Source organism: Oscillibacter sp., assembly GCF_040505565.1.
GTDB lineage: Bacteria > Bacillota > Clostridia > Oscillospirales > Oscillospiraceae > Oscillibacter.
The window spans coordinates 42,285-57,778 of the sequence record NZ_JBEUWZ010000015.1; the positions used below are offsets into that span (position 1 = coordinate 42,285).

Sequence of the window (15,494 nt, forward strand, 5' to 3'; positions counted from 1 at the left end):
AAACCTTCGGATTTCCCGGTTAAATCTTCATCTGCCGCGACACACTCAATACAATTCCCATTTCAAAAAGCTGAATTGTCAACGCCGTGCCCCCGTAGCTGAAAAACGGCAGGGAGACGCCGGTGGTGGGCAGCAAACCCGTCACCACGCCCATGTTCAAAAAGGTCTGAAAGGCCAGCAAAGTGGTGATGCCCACCACCAGCAGACTCCCGAACCGGTCCCGTGCGTGAAGGGCGATCCAATATCCCCGCAGAATCAGCGCTGCGAACAGCAGCATAATGATGGCCGCGCCGATGAGGCCCAGCTCCTCGCACACGATGGAAAAGACAAAGTCATTATGTTCTTCGGGCAGATACATAAATTTTTGGCGGCTTTTACCCAAGCCCACGCCCAAAAGGCCACCCGATCCGATGGACAAGAGGCTTTGGGCCAGCTGATAGCCGTCTCCCCTGGCATCAATAAACGGATCGTGCCACATGGCAATGCGGGAAGCGCCATATCCGACGATCCCGACAACGGTATACATGCCGGCCGCCGCCACGCCCAACGCGCCGACCACCCATGTCCAGCTGATACCGCCCACCAGCATAATGGCCGCTCCCGCGCCCAGAATCAACAGCGTTCCGGACAGGTGCGGCTCCATCATCATCAGTGCCGCAATCGCACACAAAATCATGGCGTAGGGGAGAATCCCATACCGAAAGGTCTGCATCCGTTCTTTTTTCTTAGAAATAGTATCAGAAAAGTAGAGCGCCACCGCCAGCTTTGCAATCTCGGAAGGCTGAAATTGCAGCGCCGTATTCGGAATCCCCAGCCAGCGGGTCGCGTTATTTCGGGTCAGCGCAATGGGGTTATGCGGAATAATGACCAGCACCAGCAGCACGGCGGCCAGATATAAAAGTGGCTTTGCCATCCCCCGGAACCGCTGGTAATTGACCTTTCCCACAAATGCCATGGCCGCCACGCCCATGATGGCAAACACGCCCTGCCGCGCCACATAGTAGGTGGGATTGCTGTCCTCGAAATAGGCCCGGGGAAAGCTGGCAGAAAAGAGCATGATGAGGCCGATAATGGTCAGCATCATTACCAGAAGGCAAAACGGCAGGTCGATGGGGCCTCTTGCCAGCTCCCGGCTCTCCTGCTCCCGGAGCATTCGCTCCTCCTTCGCCCGCTGGCGGGCCAGCAGCTCCTCCCGACTGACGGAGGGGCGGCGGACAGAACTGTATCCCCGGTCTCTGTCCCCGTCCCGGCGGGGACTGCGGGACCGGCTGTTATTCGGTTTTCGTTCCCGGAGCATCGGCATTCTCCCTTCCGTCCGCGCGCGGAGTCTGTCAAAATCTTCCCTGTAGCCCCAGCCACGCCAGCACACAGCCCGCCAGCGTGATCAGAGAGAACACCGTCACCAGTTTCGCCTCGCTCCAGCCGCATAGCTCCAAATGGTGGTGCAGCGGGGCCATTTTGAAAAAGCGCTTGCCGTGGGTCGCTTTGAAATATCCGACCTGGATAATGTCCGACACCGTCTCCGCAATGTATATGACGCCGACCAAGATCAATATCAGCGGCACATTCAGCGCAAACGCCATCGCCGCCACCGCTCCGCCCAAAAACAGGCTCCCGGTATCGCCCATAAAGACCTTGGCCGGGTGATGGTTGTAGACAAAGAACGCCGCAAGCCCCCCTGCCAGCGCCGCCGGAAACAGGCTCAGGCCCATGCCGTAGGCAGCTATAGCCGTGGCATTGAAGAACGCCATCACCACAAAGGTGACGCTCGTGGCCAGTCCGTCGATCCCATCCGTAAGGTTCACCGCGTTGACGCAGCCCACGATCACGAAGGCCGCGAAAATCAGATACACGATCCAGTTGACCGTCAGGGTTACATTTGCAAACGGGATATAAAGCTCGTTGGTGAGCAGCCTTTCATACCGCATCAGACACAAAAACACCACGGCCGCCGCCAGCTGCAAAACAAACTTCTGCTTGGCGGTCAGCCCCTCGTTCTGGTGGTGACGCACCTTGCGGTAGTCATCCACAAATCCGATCAGTCCAAATACCAGCGCAAACAGATACACGTACAAATGGGCGAACTCCCCGGCCAGCATCTGCCGCCAGCCCAGAACCACCACCGTCACACCCGTGCCGATGATGAACATGATGCCGCCCATGGTGGGAGTACCGGCCTTTCCCGCGTGCCATCTGGGGCCGTCGGCGCGAATTTCCTGTCCGGCCTTCAGCTTCCGAAGCTCCGGAATCAGAAGCACACCGATCAGAAGTGTCAGCAGAAAACCGACGGCCAGCGCCAGCCAATTTGAAATGTCCATATGTTTTCCTCTCGCCCGGCGCAACCGGGCCTTTCCTAGTCTCTATACAAAAAGCTTTTTTTGCTTTCCGTTATACAAATTGGAATCAGCTCCGCGCAACACAGCGTCCCCTGCCGGTCCCCCACGGGTACATCAGCGCGCCGTGCCCAGATGCTCCGCCACGATCTCCCGTTCGTCCATGTGGTGCTTTTTGTGGTTCACTTCCTGATAGGTCTCGTGGCCCTTGCCGCAAAGGACGATCACGTCGTCCTTTCGGGCGTTGTCCATGGCATAGTGGATGGCCTCGATTCGGTCCGTCACCACGGCGTAGGGCGTGGGAGTTCCCTCCATGCCGGTCAGGATCTCGTCAATGATGGCGGCGGGCTTCTCCGTCCGTGGATTGTCGGAGGTCACCACCACATAGTCCGCGATCTCCGCCGCGATCTTTCCCATCTTGGGCCGCTTCGTCCGGTCCCGGTCCCCGCCGCAGCCGAACACCGCTATGGTGCGGCCCTTGGCAAAGCCCTTTACTGAGGTCAGAACGTTCTGCAGCCCGTCGGGGCTGTGAGCGTAGTCGATCAGGATGGTGTAATCCCGGTCCGGCGTGGGGACCACCTCCACCCGGCCCTTCACATGGGGGACCCGGCGCAGGGCGTCGGCGCTCTTTTCAAGAGGCACTCCGAGTTTCATCGCCGCCGCTAAAACATCCAGCGTATTATATACCATAAATCCGCCCGGAATGCCAACCCAAATTTTTACCCGTTCGCTTTTCGTCACGGCGGTAAAGGCCACATGGTCCGCACCAAGCTCGATTTCCTCCGCCCGCAGGTCGGCCTCCGCCTTTTCAGCATACGAAAATTTTTCGCAGGGCGCATCCTTCATCAGCCGCTCAGACCAAGGATCGTCGGCATTATAAACGCCCATGCCGCAATTTTGAAAGAGAATGGCCTTTGCGTCGCAATAGTTCTCCATGGTCTTGTGGAAATCCAGATGGTCCTGGGTCAGATTCGTGAAGATTCCCACGTCGTACCGGATTCCGTGGACTCTTCCCTCGTACAGCGCGTGGGACGAGGTCTCCATCACCACATGCGTACAGCCGGCGTCCAGCATCCGACGGAACAGCTTTTGCAGCTCAAAGCACTCCGGCGTGGTCCGCTCCGTGGGCAGGACCTCCGCGCCGATCATGTTCTGGTTGGTGCCGATCAGTCCCACCTTCGCCCCTGCCGCCTGCTCCAAAACAGCCTTCAGCAGATACGTGGTGGTAGTCTTGCCGTTGGTGCCGGTGACAGCGGTCATGACCATGTGCTCCGCAGGATGGCCGAACCAGTTGACGCCCAGCATGGCCAGCGCCCGTCTGGACTCCTTCACCAGCACATAGGGAATGCCAGTTTCCGGCTTGCGCTCACACACGGCGCACACCGCCCCAGCCTCTTCCGCCTTGCCGATATAGGCATGACCGTCCATGGCATAGCCGCTGATTGCGACGAACACGTCGCCCTTTTGAGTCTCCCGGGAGTCATAGCTGACGCCGGTGATTTCAAGATTTTCATCCGCGTGAAGCTCCAGTACCTCCGCACCGGCTAGTAAATCCTTCAATTTCATTTTAAAACACGCCCCTTTTTAAGTGTGTATGACTAGAAAATTCATCTTACACAGTATATCCGGCGTGATTTGCAAAGTATACGGGAGAAGGTGCTAAAAACCATGCAAAACCTGTCAGTCCGCCGTTTTTCCCTGCGCGCCCAGCTGAACGGTGACCACTGTTCCGGCAGAGACCTCCGTACCCGCGGAGGCCGACTGGTTCAGAGCAAATACATTTCCGCTGCTGGCGGCTGTGGCGCCGGAAACCTTCATGATAAGGCCTGCGTTGGTCAGCGCCGTATTGGCCTGGGCCGCCGTCATGCCTACCACATTGGGGACCGTACAGGGCGTGTTGGGCTTTTCCTCACCAAGATACAAGATAATCGACGCGCTGCCGGGAACAATGGCGCCGCCCAGCGGTGTCTGGTCGGTAACGGTTTCCCCGCTGCCCACGGTTCGGCAGGCAAAGCCCAGATTGGTGATTTTCTTCTTTGCCGCTTCCGCCGTCTCGCCCACCACGTTGGGGACGGTGGCGTCGGCTCCCACCATCTGCTCAGCGGTATAGTCCGGTTCCACGCCCACATAGGGCAGAATCTCTCCCATAACGGTGCTGGCGGTGGGTGCTACCATGTTGCCGCCGGAGACATAGACTCCGGTATTGCGGCTGGGGGTATCCATGGTGATGAGCATGATGACCTTGGGATCGTCCGCCGGGGCGAAGCACATGAAAGATACCACGACTTCCTTGTCGGGATTGCCGGTCTTATCGGCAGTACCGGTCTTGCCGCCGACGCGGTAGCCCACCACCTGACCGTTTCTGCCGGTGCCGGAGGCAACCACATATTCAAGGCACTGCCGCACGGTCGCAGAGGTTTCCTCGCTGACCACCTGACGAATAGGCGTGGAATCGTGCTGATACTTGATGTTGCCCTGATCGTCCACCACCTGCTCCACAAGATAGGGCGTCCGCAGGTAGCCGCCGTTGATGGTGGCGGCCTGGGCGCGGATGACCTCCAGTGGGGTGACGGTGAAGGTCTGTCCGAAGGCGTAGGAGGCCAGGGACACCACGTTGGAGTTGAAGTCCTTTTCGCCGGCAAACATACCCGTCGTCTCGCTGATCTCGTCGATGCCGGTCTTTTCCATCAGGCCGAAGGATTTCAGGTATTGGTAGTACTTCTGCGTTCCGATTTTTAAGCCCATAGAGATAAAGGCCGGGTTGCAGGAGTTGCCGGTGGCTACCATCAGAGTTTCCAGTCCGTGGCCGGAGTGTTTGGAGCAGTAAATGGGTTTGGACCAACCGGGAACCCTGATGGAGCCGGTGCAGGTGAATGTGGTGTTCAGGTTCACCAGCCCCTCCTCCAGCGCCGTTGCCAGAGTGATGGGCTTAAAGGTGGAGCCCGGTTCATAGGTGTCGCTGATGCAGCGGTTGCGCCACTGTTCGCCAAGGGCCGCGCTGACCACTTTATTGCGGGCGGCGGTGTATTCGTCGGTTCCCTCCGTCAGCCCCTTCAGGGCCGCGGACAGGTCCGTGCTCATTTGGGCGGCCAGCTTCGTGTCGTACACCGTGAAGGGATCGTTCAGGTCGAAGGTGGGATAGGACGCCATGGCGAGGATTCCGCCGGTGTTCACGTCCATGACGATGCCGGTACCTCCGTGTTTGGCTCCGAATTTATCCACCATGGACTCAATCCCTTTTTCCAGACACGACTGCACGCTGACATCGATGGTCGTCATAAGGCTGTCACCGTTCTTGGCGTCGTAATACTGCTCGTACTGATAGAGCATATCCTCGCCGGTGTTGGTCTTGGCGGTGACGGTCAGGCCCGAGGTGCCCTCCAGCACGTCGTCATATTTTGCTTCCAAACCGTACAGGCCCGCGTTGTCGTTTCCCACAAAGCCGATAACCTGAGACGCCAGCGTCCCATAAGGATAGTAGCGTTTGGAGTCGGCATTGAGGAAAATGCCGTGCAGTTTGGAGGGGGCTTTCGTCGGGTTGCTAATCAGGACCGTTTTCCCGGCGGCGTTGACGGTGGTGAGGGCGTTTCCCTCGTCGTCAATCTCGCCGTTGATAAAGCGGCGAACCTCATCGGCGGTCTTTTGCTCCACCTTTTTCTTCAACTCCACATACTGGGAATCCGTCTTCCCCATTTTTTCAAGAATGGTATCCTCGTCGATTTCCAGAATGCGGGCAAGACCCCGGGCAACGTACTCCTTGTCCTGGGTCTCCTTGCTGTTTTCAATTTCATAGGGAGAAATGCACACGGTCTCCGCCGAGGCGGAGACTGCCATGATCTCTCCGTTCCTGTCAAAAATTGTACCGCGGGAGGCGGTGACCACCGCGCTGCGGGTCTGCTGCGCCACGGCCTTCTCCTGCAGCTCCTCGTGGCGCACGATCTGCAGGTTGTACAGCTTGAACAGCAGCGCCGCGAACACCGCCACGCCCAGAAGACCCATCATCAGCACCGTCCGGCTGCGAATGGTCTGGTTGGCCCAGCGGGCCGCGTCACTTTTTCTGCGCTTGTTTGGCTTTGTCATTGCATCCTCCACTTTCCAAACGGTCGCCACCGTCCCGCAAATCCCGACAAGGTTCAGGGAGTAAGAAGGAGTGGTCCTCCTTCTTACTCCCTCTGTTCACTGTATTGCGTCTCAGTCGAAATATTCCACCACCGCGTAAACACCGTGGTTCAGCGAGGCCAGAATTTGTTCCAGCAGCCCCGCCTCCTTCTTTTGATAGACCACGGCGCTGTCTCCGCCGCTGAGGTCCATGTAATACGTCTGCCCGCTGCTGGGCTTGGCCATACCGACGGACTCTGCCGCTTCTTTCACGGTGTCCAGATCAAACATCTGGGCGTATTGGGCGGTGAGGATCACGTTTTCCGTCTTGAGCTGAGCCAGCTCCTTGTTCAAGGACACCACGTCGTTGGAAAGGCCGGTGAGCTGCACATAGCACAACAGCGTCATTACCGCCAGACCCGCCAATGCTAAAAAACCAAGCACCGCAAAGAAGGAAATATGCTGCCGTTCCCGGACCTGTACATGGGAGACGGTACGCACCTGAGGAACCGCCACGGCCTCTTCTCGCCGCCGGGGTAGTTCGCCCGCGTGGGACAGCTGCCGTTCCCGCAGTTCCCTGTCCAGATCATAAGCCAGATCTCCGTAAGTTGCGCTCCTTCGGTTATAGCGCAGGTCCCGCGTTGCCGCAGCCGCCATGCCGTCTCCCTCCTCTTCCTTCGTACTTCACACACAGGGCGCATTTGCAAGGTTCTCTCCCAACCTCACCAAGCGCCGCTCCCGCTGTTTTACTTTTCAAAAATCACCGGTTTGCCATCCTGATCCAGAAGCGGCGTCACGCCCGCGGCGCTGCCGTTACGGTGGAACAGATAGTGGACGCCGGTCTCCCGGTCCACCCAGATCTCCGTTTGTGTCAGAGTCCCCTGCGTATAAATCTGCTCAAATCTGGGCCGCATACCATCCTCTCCTTTCGCATTCCACTCCATTTACGGCGTTATCATTCACATTTTTCCGCCACCCGGAGCTTTGCGCTGCGGGCGCGGGGGTTTTCCGCCAGCTCGTCCTCCCCGGAAACGACGGGCTTGCGGGTTAGAATTTTCAGCTTCGGCTTTTTGCCGCACACGCACACGGGGAACTCCGACGGACAGGTGCAGCCCTGTGCCTGGGCTAGCATGGCCCGCTTGATCAGGCGGTCCTCCAGAGAATGGAATGTAATGACTGCCAGCCGCCCGCCGGGCCTCAGCGCTGCGGTGGCCGCCTCTACCATGGGCTCAAGCGCATCCAACTCGCCGTTGACGGCGATGCGGACCGCCTGAAAGCTTCGCTTCGCGGGATGCTGTTTTTCCCGCAGAGCCTTGGAGGGCATGGCTGATTTGATGATCTCCACCAGCTCCAGGGTGGTTTCAACGGGCTTGTCCTCTCTGGCTCGGAGAATGGCCCGGGCAATGGCGGGGGCATACCGCTCCTCGCCATAATCGTAAAGGATACGCCGCAGCTCCTCCCCACTCCATCCGTTCACCACCTCGCGGGCGGTAAGCGCGGAGGAGGTGTCCATCCGCATGTCCAGCGGCGCGTCGTGCATATAGGAAAAGCCTCTGGCGGCGTCGTCCAACTGAGGTGACGACACGCCGAGATCGAACAACAATCCGTCCACGGCGGGAACTCCGCAGTCCTTCAGGATATCCGAAAGCTCCGAAAAGTTTCCCCGGACCAGTGTCACGCGGTCCAGCCAAGGCGCCAGACGCTCCTTTGCGGCGTCGATGGCGGCCCCGTCCCGGTCGATGCAGATGAGCCGCCCGGTAGTCAGCCTTTGGGCAACCTCTCTTGAGTGCCCTGCGCGGCCCAGTGTCCCGTCCACGTAGATCCCGTCGGGACGGATGTTCAGCGCTTCAATGCTCTCTCGGAGCAACACGGGTTTATGATAAAATTCCATATCAAAAGTCCAGTTCTTCCATGGCGCAGAGCATACTGCCGCTCTCCAGCTCCTGCTGCTCCTGTGCCTGCCATGTGGCGCTGTCCCAGATTTCCGCCCGGGAGCTGACGCCGATCACCGACACGTCCTTTTTCAAGTTGGCATACTCCCGCAGCTTCTGGGGAATCAGGATGCGGCCCTGTCCGTCCGGCTCGCACTTGACGGCATTGGAAAACAGGGGGCGCAGCGCTCTGGCTTTGGAATAGGGCAGGGCGTCGAATTTCTCGGTCAGCCGCGCCCAGCTTTGGTCGGAGTAGATGGTCAGACAGGGATCGGGGCCGATGGTGACGTAAAACACGTCTCCCAGCTCCTCTCGCAGCTTGGCGGGGATTGCCAAACGGCCCTTGGCGTCGATATTGTGTTGATTGGTTCCCGTCATCAGCGCCATCCCCCTTTGCTACTTTATGGGCTGGGGATTAGCTCTTCACCCACCGGTCACCGAATATCACCACTTTTCCCCACCCGCATTTTTGAGTATAATCAAATTGCGAAGGAATTGCAAGATGTTTTTTTAGAATTGCTGGCTGTGAAAAAGAATGATTTTTGACGATTTTCACCGCAAATTCTGTATTTTCAAACAAATGTTCCATTTGGTTGCATTCGTTGACATAAAGCAAAAAAGTTTCCTAACACAAAGTCTTGTGTTAGGAAACTTCAATAATGTAACCTAAGTACCAAATATGGGGGGCAACCAGAAAGCCATCATTTTCTCATTGTGATTTTTCACAAACTTTTCAGGAATCGCTCTGATTGGAAGTTGAATCCTTCCCCTGATCGGGATTGTCCAACCGGCGGCGCTGCTCCTGCATCTTATTTGCGGAGACGCTGCGGAAGCGGATGCGGGACTGCTTCACCTCATCCAAGGCCATCTGGATCGCCTCCTCCGTGCGGGCCAGAGCATCCTCGGCATACTCGTTCGCTATCTGATAGAGTCGCTTTGACCGTTCATCCGCGTTGTTCACGATGGACTGGCTCTTCTGTCGGGCGGCATTGAGGATCTCGCTGTCAGACACCTTCGCCTTGGCCTCAAGCTCCGCCTGCCGCGTGATGCGCTCCACGTCCCGCTTTGCGTCCTCCACGAATTTCTCCCGTGCCGCCAGCAGCTCCTGCGCCCGCTTGATCTCGATAGGCAGTTGGGCGCGCAATTCATCCAGCAGATCCAGAAGCTCGTCTCGGTCCACCATGCTCATATTCGGCTTCAGCGCCGGGGATTTTGCGTCTTCGATCTGCTCATAAATCATGTCGATCAGACGGTTGACATCATTTGCGTTGTTAGGCATCAGTTTCTCGCTTCCTCTCTGTTCGTCTCTTCTCTTATTTTCCGCACCTGTTCCGCTGCCGCCGCAGGCAAATATTTCTCCAGTGGCTGTCCATAGCGGATCATCTCCCGCACCATGGACGAACTGAAATGCTCATACTCTGCCGCCGCCGGCAGGAGCAGCGTCTCCAGTCCGGCATGCAGATCCTCGTTGATCCGGGCAAGCTCCCGCTCCACGTCCCAGTCCGTTGCGTTCCGAACGCCCCGGACAATGGCGCAGGCCCCATGGTTCGCGGCATAGTCCGCCAGCAGCCCCGTCCACAGCTCCGCATGGACGTTTGCGTATTCCGCCACGGCGGCTTTTACCAGCCGGAGCTTTTGTTCCGGGGTAAACATCTGATTTTTTTTCTCCGCATTGGGACTGACGCAAACCCAAACCTGATCAAAGCAGGCCGCCGTCCTCCGGATGATATCCAAATGCCCCAGTGTGATGGGGTCAAAGCTGCCGGAGCAGACTGCTGTTCTCATATGGCTGACTCCTCGTTTTCCTCGTCTCCCGCCCGGCGGTAGATCGTCAGTCCGATCTTTCCGTAGCGGTATATGCGGCTGACCCGATAAGGCTCCGCCATAGCCGGCAGAGTCTTCTCCGCCGGTGCTTCCGCTGCAATTATACCATGCGGCGCCAGAATGTCAAACCGGGCTATGTGCGCCAAAGCCGGCTCCAGAAGTCCCGCCGCATAGGGCGGGTCCAGAAAAATCAGGTCGAACTTCTCCCGCAGGGCTCCCAGATATTCCATGGAGTCTCCGGTCACAACCCGCGCCCGATCGGTCAGTCCCGTGATCTTCAAATTCTCCCGAATCAGCTTTACAGCATCGGCCCGCCGATCCACAAAGACACAGCCAACCGCGCCGCGGCTCAGCGCCTCGATCCCCAGTTGACCGGTTCCGGCAAACAGATCCAGGACTCTTCGTCCTTCCACCTCAAATTGAAGAGCGCTGAAAAGGCCCTCCTTCACCCGGTCGGTAGTAGGGCGAGTCTCCATACCCTCCAGCTCCTTGAGCCGTCTGCCCCGCGCGGAGCCGGTAATTACACGCATAACTTGCTCTCCTTATACAATAGGCAAGGCTGGCATCAATGATGTAGGAGCCGTTGACAGCCCCTATATAATGCGCCATGCTCATAGCTTAGCCAATTTCTTCCGGCCCTCACGGCCGCATAAAACCTGCACTGCAATTGTACGACAAAGCGCCGCTTTTTTCAATAAGAAATCCTTCCGTTTGTCTCTTTCTTTTTAACCGTTCAGCCCAGGAACCATACCGCTGCGCTTTTTGGGCAATGTGCCAAAAAAATTCCGCTGTGTAGCCAGCACTCAGAATTGTGTGGCGCTGCCCTTGTGCTTTGGTAGAAAATCGTGTATAATAATTTCCTGACTATGCGAAACGGCACATTTTGGGTCGGGGGCTTTCCCGGCAGGCCGATCTAAGAAAGGAAAGGATGCGCTTATGATCCAACTGAATTCCGAGCAGGGCGCCGTCACCATCAGCAACGCCGTATTTTCCAATATCACCGGCATTGCCGCCACAAACTGCTTCGGCGTCAAGGGTATGGCTTACCGCTCTATGACGGACGGCCTGGTCCACCTCCTGCGCCGTGAGGCCATGAGTAAGGGCGTCAGCATTACCAGCAATGACGACGGCACCATCTCCGTCGAACTTCATATCATCGTTGAAAACGGCGTCAACCTCCCCGCGGTGTGCAGCTCCATTATGAATGAGGTACGGTATATGGTCACCAAAAACACCGGTGTGGAGGTCAGGGCGGTCGACGTTTGTGTCGACTCCATGACCCTGTGAGCCGAGGGAGGTCTCAAAACAGATGAACGAAAAGATCAGCGGCACTCTCTTCAAACGGATGGTGCTGCACGGGGCCGCCTCAGTCACGGCCCAGAAACAGGCGATCAACGACCTGAACGTGTTCCCCGTCCCCGACGGGGATACCGGTACAAATATGAGCATGACCATTGCCACCGCCGCCGCCGAGCTGCGCAAGTGCGAACCGGAGAGCATCGACCGCGCCGCGGCGGTCACCGCCTCCGCTCTGCTGCGGGGCGCAAGAGGCAATTCCGGCGTTATTTTATCCCTGCTGTTCCGTGGGCTTTCCAAGGGGCTCAAGGGCCGGGAGACGGCGGATGCCGCCGCTTTTGCCGCCGCCATGCAAGAGGGCGTCTTGGCTGCCTATAAGGCGGTGATGAAGCCCGCGGAGGGCACGGTTCTCACAGTCTCTCGTCTTACCGCCAAGCGTGCCGTGGACGCGGCGGCGGCGGGGATGGGCATAGAGGCCATGCTGGAAGCCGCTATCCGCGTCGGCTACGAGACTCTGGCCCAGACCACCGACATGAATCCGGTGCTGAAAAAGGCTGGCGTGGTGGACGCAGGCGGCAAAGGATACCTGCTGATCCTCGACGGGATGCTGGCGGAGCTTCGCGGTGAGGCCATGCCCGAGATTGCGGAGGTCGGCGCGCCGGAAAAGGAGAAAGCCGATTTCAATGCCTTCTCCACTGAGGAGATCACTTTTGCCTTCGACACGGTGTTCATTGTGCGCAAGTCGCCCCGAAACCTCTCGTTGGATCCTCTGCGGGCATACTTGAACAGCATCGGTGACAGTCTGGTGATCGGAGAGGATGACGAGGCGTTCAAGGTTCACGTCCACACCAATATTCCCGGCAGCGCTCTGACGGAGTCCCAAAAGTACGGTACTCTGGAACTGGCGAAAATTGAAAATATGCGCACGCAGGCAGACTCTCTGGCCGCCGGGAAAGCGGCACAGAGTACGGACGATCTGGACGCGGTGGAATCGGAGCTGGAATCAGCGCCCGCGCAGGAGTCCGTCCATAAGGTCGCAGCGCCGGAGAAGAAATACGGCTTTTTGGCGGTCTGCGCCGGTACGGGCTTGGAAGCCGTGTTCAAGGACTTGGGCGCCGACGGCGTGGTGTCCGGCGGGCAGACTATGAACCCCTCAACCGAGAGCATACTGGACGGCGTGGACGCCATCCCCGCCGAGACCGTGTTCGTCCTGCCCAACAACGGCAATATTATCATGGCTGCCCAGCAGTGCGACGCGCTGACGGAGAAAAACGTGGTGGTCATCCCCACCAAGACCATTCCTCAGGGCGTCACCGCCATGATGAACGTGGACTTTGAGGCCCCGGACGTCCAGACCCTCACCGACGCCATGACCGGTGCACTCTCCTCCGTCACCACCGCCCAGATCACCTATGCCGCCAGGGATTCCGATTTCGACGGGTTCAACATCAAGGCCGGAGACTATCTGGCTTTGGAAGAGGGCAAGCTGTTCGGCACCGACGGGTCCATCGACGCGCTGACGGAGAAGCTGGCTCAGGACGCGAAAAAGCGGGAGAGTTCCTTCATCTCGGTCTACTTCGGCGAGGATGTGTCCGAGGAGGATGCTCAGAAGACCGCCCGCATGTTTGAATCTGTCTGTCCCGGCGCGGAGGTGGCGGTTCTCTCCGGTGGGCAGCCCGTTTACTACTATATTATTTCCATGGAATAAGCTATCTCATATCGAAAGGCAGCAGTCCCGGCGGATGCAGAGCGTCCGCCGGGACTGCTGCCTTTCGAAAGGTGTCTTCGGATTTCGCCGCCGCGTATTGAAACACTGAAACGGAGATCATAAATGAAAGTCAGATCTCTGTATGGGGACACAGTTCCCTGATTTTCGCCTGCAATCCCTTTAAATCCTCAAAGGTCTCAGGCCGCTTCATCGGGTCCCGGAGGAGGGCGGAAGGATGATAGAGCGCCGTCATCTGCATTCCGTCCCGGGTAAACCACTGTCCATGCTCGGCAGTAATGCGAAAATCCTCCTTGATGAGTTCCTTTGCCGCGATGCGGCCCAGACACACAAGAATCTTCGGGTGCAGCAGCCCAATCTGCCGGTCCAGCCAGCCCCGACAGGCCGCCATCTCCACATTCAGCGGGTCCCGGTTCTGAGGCGGGCGGCACTTCACCGTGTTACCGATATACACCTTTGTCCGATCCAGGCCGATCATCTTCAGCATGTCATCCAGCAGCTGACCCGCCCTGCCCACAAAGGGGACGCCCTGCTCATCCTCGCTCTGACCGGGCCCCTCGCCCACAAGCAGCACCTCCGCCGTCTCGCAGCCGTCCCCGAATACCACATGGATGCGCTTTTCCGCCAGACCGCATCCCCGGCACTCCAGGCACTCCCGCCGCAGATTCCGCCAATCGTCCATACCGTTCCTCCTCACCGGATAATTTTTCTGTGCTCCGCCGCATGATTTCGCCGCCGTCGGACAAACTGAAAAAAAAACAGACGGAGGGTGTTCAATTGGCGTATTGGTTCTGGGTCTTTGTGTTTTACAGTCTGGCAGGCTGCTTTTTAGAGCGGGCTTACGCCCACCGCACCACCGGCGAGGAGCATCCCGTCCGGCGGTGTCTGCTGTTTCTGCCTCTTTGCCCGGTGTACGGATTGGGCGTCATAGCGGTACTTGCCCTGCCCGCATCCATGCGGCAGGGGATCTGGCTCCCGGTGGCGGGGGCCGCGGCCACCACCCTTGTGGAGTATCTCTACCACTGGGCCTGCGAGGTTCTGCTGGGCGTGAAATTCTGGGATTATTCCGGCGTATGCGGCAATTTGCAGGGGCGGGTATGCGTCCTCTTCTCCCTGGCCTGGGGCGGGCTGACCGCTCTGGCGCTCTGGTTCATCCAGCCGCCGCTGGAAACGCTGATCGCCGGCATCCCACCGTTTGTCACATACCTGGCGCTGCTGGTTTTCACCGCCGACCTTGTGTGCTCCCTCCGTTTTCTCGCCGTCACCCACAGCGTGGAAGCGCTGCGGGGTGAGGCCTGAGCCTAAACCTCCGCCGGTATCGGCAGCCGGGCCAGCAGCCAAGCCACCAGATCCCCATAGACCTCCATCCGGCAGGTATCGTTCAGAATCTCATGCCGCGCGCCGGGATAGAGCTTCACGGTAAGGTCCCGGACATCTGCCCTGTGAAAGCTTTGATAGGCCCGCCGCACACCCTTTCCGCGCTCCCCCACCGGGTCTTCCCCACCGGAGACGAACAGCACCGGCGTATTCCGGTTCATCCGCTCCACATTGCGCTGCCTGGTGATGAACGCGATGCCCCTCAGCATCTCCCGAAACAGCCCCACACTTGGGTTCTCCCCGCAATACGGATCGGACACGTAGCCGTCCACCGTGGAGTCGTCGGATGACACCCAGTCGAACGCCGTCCGGTTGGGGGCAAAAACTTTGTTATAGGTCTCGAACGCAAGCTTTTGAATGGTGGGGCTGGAATTCTTCTCCCCCACCCTGCGGCTTTCGGCGGCGGCGATGGCCCGGCCTCCCGCCACCAGCGCCGGGGACATATGGCCGGTACCCATAAGGATCGCTCCGTCCACGGTACCGGGGTAACGGATCAGATAGGTCCGGACCAGAAACGACCCCATGGAATGCCCCAGCAGAAAATACGGCAGGCCGGAAAATTTTTGGCTCTCCAGCCTGTGGAGCGCATAGATGTCGTCCACCACCGTGTCCCAGCTGCCCGTCGGACCGAAATACAGCCGGGGTTCCCCCTGTGACACGGACTGTCCGTGACCCGGGAGGTCGTTTCCGACCACGGCAAAGCCCCGCGCCGTCAGAAATTCCGCAAAATCCCCGTAGCGCAGAATATATTCCGACACCCCGTGGGAAATTTGCAGCACGGCGCGGGTTCTCCCCTCCGGCAGCCACTCCACCGCGTGGAGCGCAGTCCTTTTGTCACGGGAGGGAAGTATAAATTCATTTTTAACCATGGCGGCTCGCTCCTTTTCGTGCTATACTGACCACAATACA

The 15,494-nt window shown here is 58.4% G+C and carries 16 protein-coding genes; 3 read left to right on the top strand and 13 right to left on the bottom strand.

The features are described 5' to 3' along the window. Positions 1–19 precede the first annotated feature (19 nt). The 11 genes from ftsW to rsmD all read right to left on the bottom strand — a co-directional run bounded on the left by ftsW (position 20) and on the right by rsmD (position 10,716). Positions 20–1,153 (bottom strand): putative lipid II flippase FtsW, encoded by a 1,134-nt coding sequence (gene ftsW / locus ABWQ15_RS08415; protein ID WP_502919117.1) that lies wholly within the window; start codon positions 1,151–1,153, stop codon positions 20–22. A 178-nt stretch (positions 1,154–1,331) separates the two neighbouring features. Continuing rightward, complete coding sequence (mraY, locus tag ABWQ15_RS08420; RefSeq protein WP_353908320.1) at positions 1,332–2,318, bottom strand: phospho-N-acetylmuramoyl-pentapeptide-transferase; 987 nt, start codon at positions 2,316–2,318, stop codon at positions 1,332–1,334. 132 nt (positions 2,319–2,450) lie between these two features. Beyond that, positions 2,451–3,899, bottom strand: a complete 1,449-nt coding sequence (locus ABWQ15_RS08425; RefSeq protein ID WP_353908321.1) for a UDP-N-acetylmuramoyl-L-alanyl-D-glutamate--2,6-diaminopimelate ligase — start codon at positions 3,897–3,899, stop codon at positions 2,451–2,453. Between the two features lie 114 nt (positions 3,900–4,013). Beyond that, positions 4,014–6,413: a penicillin-binding transpeptidase domain-containing protein gene (locus ABWQ15_RS08430; RefSeq protein ID WP_353908322.1), complete on the bottom strand. Its 2,400-nt coding sequence runs from the start codon at positions 6,411–6,413 to the stop codon at positions 4,014–4,016. Positions 6,414–6,524: 111 nt separating this feature from the next. Further along, complete coding sequence (locus tag ABWQ15_RS08435) at positions 6,525–7,088, bottom strand: hypothetical protein (RefSeq protein WP_353908323.1); 564 nt, start codon at positions 7,086–7,088, stop codon at positions 6,525–6,527. An 89-nt stretch (positions 7,089–7,177) separates the two neighbouring features. Next, on the bottom strand, positions 7,178–7,345 hold the full coding sequence (locus ABWQ15_RS08440; RefSeq protein ID WP_353908324.1) for a DUF6440 family protein: 168 nt from the start codon (positions 7,343–7,345) through the stop codon (positions 7,178–7,180). 41 nt (positions 7,346–7,386) lie between these two features. After that, positions 7,387–8,322 carry a 16S rRNA (cytosine(1402)-N(4))-methyltransferase RsmH gene (gene rsmH, locus ABWQ15_RS08445; RefSeq protein WP_353908325.1) on the bottom strand — a complete coding sequence of 312 codons (936 nt, stop codon included), beginning with the start codon at positions 8,320–8,322 and terminating at the stop codon, positions 7,387–7,389. 1 nt (position 8,323) lies between these two features. Further along, complete coding sequence (gene mraZ, locus ABWQ15_RS08450; RefSeq protein ID WP_353908326.1) at positions 8,324–8,740, bottom strand: division/cell wall cluster transcriptional repressor MraZ; 417 nt, start codon at positions 8,738–8,740, stop codon at positions 8,324–8,326. A gap of 355 nt (positions 8,741–9,095) precedes the next feature. Next, the gene (locus ABWQ15_RS08455; RefSeq protein ID WP_353908327.1) at positions 9,096–9,641 is read right to left on the bottom strand and encodes a hypothetical protein; all 546 of its coding nucleotides are present in this window, start codon (positions 9,639–9,641) and stop codon (positions 9,096–9,098) included. Continuing rightward, positions 9,641–10,147: a pantetheine-phosphate adenylyltransferase gene (gene coaD / locus ABWQ15_RS08460; protein ID WP_353908328.1), complete on the bottom strand. Its 507-nt coding sequence runs from the start codon at positions 10,145–10,147 to the stop codon at positions 9,641–9,643. The genes ABWQ15_RS08455 and coaD overlap by 1 nt, the downstream gene beginning before the upstream one ends. Further along, positions 10,144–10,716 (bottom strand): 16S rRNA (guanine(966)-N(2))-methyltransferase RsmD, encoded by a 573-nt coding sequence (rsmD, locus tag ABWQ15_RS08465; RefSeq protein ID WP_353908329.1) that lies wholly within the window; start codon positions 10,714–10,716, stop codon positions 10,144–10,146. The genes coaD and rsmD overlap by 4 nt, the downstream gene beginning before the upstream one ends. 406 nt (positions 10,717–11,122) lie before the next feature. Between rsmD and ABWQ15_RS08470 the strand changes: the two genes are divergently transcribed. Together ABWQ15_RS08470 and ABWQ15_RS08475 are read left to right on the top strand one after the other, a co-directional pair. Further along, entirely contained in the window at positions 11,123–11,473 is a 351-nt protein-coding gene (locus ABWQ15_RS08470) for an Asp23/Gls24 family envelope stress response protein (protein ID WP_353908330.1), read from the top strand. Positions 11,474–11,495: 22 nt separating this feature from the next. Continuing rightward, positions 11,496–13,190 (top strand): DAK2 domain-containing protein, encoded by a 1,695-nt coding sequence (locus tag ABWQ15_RS08475; RefSeq protein WP_353908331.1) that lies wholly within the window; start codon positions 11,496–11,498, stop codon positions 13,188–13,190. Positions 13,191–13,320: 130 nt separating this feature from the next. On the opposite strand, the gene ABWQ15_RS08480 is transcribed toward ABWQ15_RS08475, so the two are convergent. After that, positions 13,321–13,890 carry a uracil-DNA glycosylase gene (locus ABWQ15_RS08480; RefSeq protein ID WP_353908332.1) on the bottom strand — a complete coding sequence of 190 codons (570 nt, stop codon included), beginning with the start codon at positions 13,888–13,890 and terminating at the stop codon, positions 13,321–13,323. 95 nt (positions 13,891–13,985) lie between these two features. On the opposite strand from ABWQ15_RS08480, the gene ABWQ15_RS08485 reads away from it, so the two are divergent. Continuing rightward, positions 13,986–14,507, top strand: coding sequence for a putative ABC transporter permease (locus ABWQ15_RS08485; RefSeq protein ID WP_353908333.1), 522 nt, complete (start codon positions 13,986–13,988; stop codon positions 14,505–14,507). 2 nt (positions 14,508–14,509) lie between these two features. Here the strand turns inward: ABWQ15_RS08485 and ABWQ15_RS08490 are convergent, their stop codons facing one another. Further along, positions 14,510–15,454, bottom strand: coding sequence for an alpha/beta hydrolase (locus ABWQ15_RS08490; RefSeq protein ID WP_353908334.1), 945 nt, complete (start codon positions 15,452–15,454; stop codon positions 14,510–14,512). Positions 15,455–15,494: the final 40 nt, after the last annotated feature.

Coding starts and splice junctions, on each gene's coding strand:
- ftsW (WP_502919117.1), bottom strand. CDS start 1,153: ATGCTCCGGGAGCAGGAGAGCCGGGAGCTGGCAAGAGGCCCCATCGAC.
- mraY (WP_353908320.1), bottom strand. CDS start 2,318: ATGGACATTTCAAATTGGCTGGCGCTGGCCGTCGGTTTTCTGCTGACA.
- ABWQ15_RS08425 (WP_353908321.1), bottom strand. CDS start 3,899: ATGAAATTGAAGGATTTACTAGCCGGTGCGGAGGTACTGGAGCTTCAC.
- ABWQ15_RS08430 (WP_353908322.1), bottom strand. CDS start 6,413: ATGACAAAGCCAAACAAGCGCAGAAAAAGTGACGCGGCCCGCTGGGCC.
- ABWQ15_RS08435 (WP_353908323.1), bottom strand. CDS start 7,088: ATGGCGGCTGCGGCAACGCGGGACCTGCGCTATAACCGAAGGAGCGCA.
- ABWQ15_RS08440 (WP_353908324.1), bottom strand. CDS start 7,345: ATGCGGCCCAGATTTGAGCAGATTTATACGCAGGGGACTCTGACACAA.
- rsmH (WP_353908325.1), bottom strand. CDS start 8,322: ATGGAATTTTATCATAAACCCGTGTTGCTCCGAGAGAGCATTGAAGCG.
- mraZ (WP_353908326.1), bottom strand. CDS start 8,740: ATGACGGGAACCAATCAACACAATATCGACGCCAAGGGCCGTTTGGCA.
- ABWQ15_RS08455 (WP_353908327.1), bottom strand. CDS start 9,641: ATGCCTAACAACGCAAATGATGTCAACCGTCTGATCGACATGATTTAT.
- coaD (WP_353908328.1), bottom strand. CDS start 10,147: ATGAGAACAGCAGTCTGCTCCGGCAGCTTTGACCCCATCACACTGGGG.
- rsmD (WP_353908329.1), bottom strand. CDS start 10,716: ATGCGTGTAATTACCGGCTCCGCGCGGGGCAGACGGCTCAAGGAGCTG.
- ABWQ15_RS08470 (WP_353908330.1), top strand. CDS start 11,123: ATGATCCAACTGAATTCCGAGCAGGGCGCCGTCACCATCAGCAACGCC.
- ABWQ15_RS08475 (WP_353908331.1), top strand. CDS start 11,496: ATGAACGAAAAGATCAGCGGCACTCTCTTCAAACGGATGGTGCTGCAC.
- ABWQ15_RS08480 (WP_353908332.1), bottom strand. CDS start 13,890: ATGGACGATTGGCGGAATCTGCGGCGGGAGTGCCTGGAGTGCCGGGGA.
- ABWQ15_RS08490 (WP_353908334.1), bottom strand. CDS start 15,454: ATGGTTAAAAATGAATTTATACTTCCCTCCCGTGACAAAAGGACTGCG.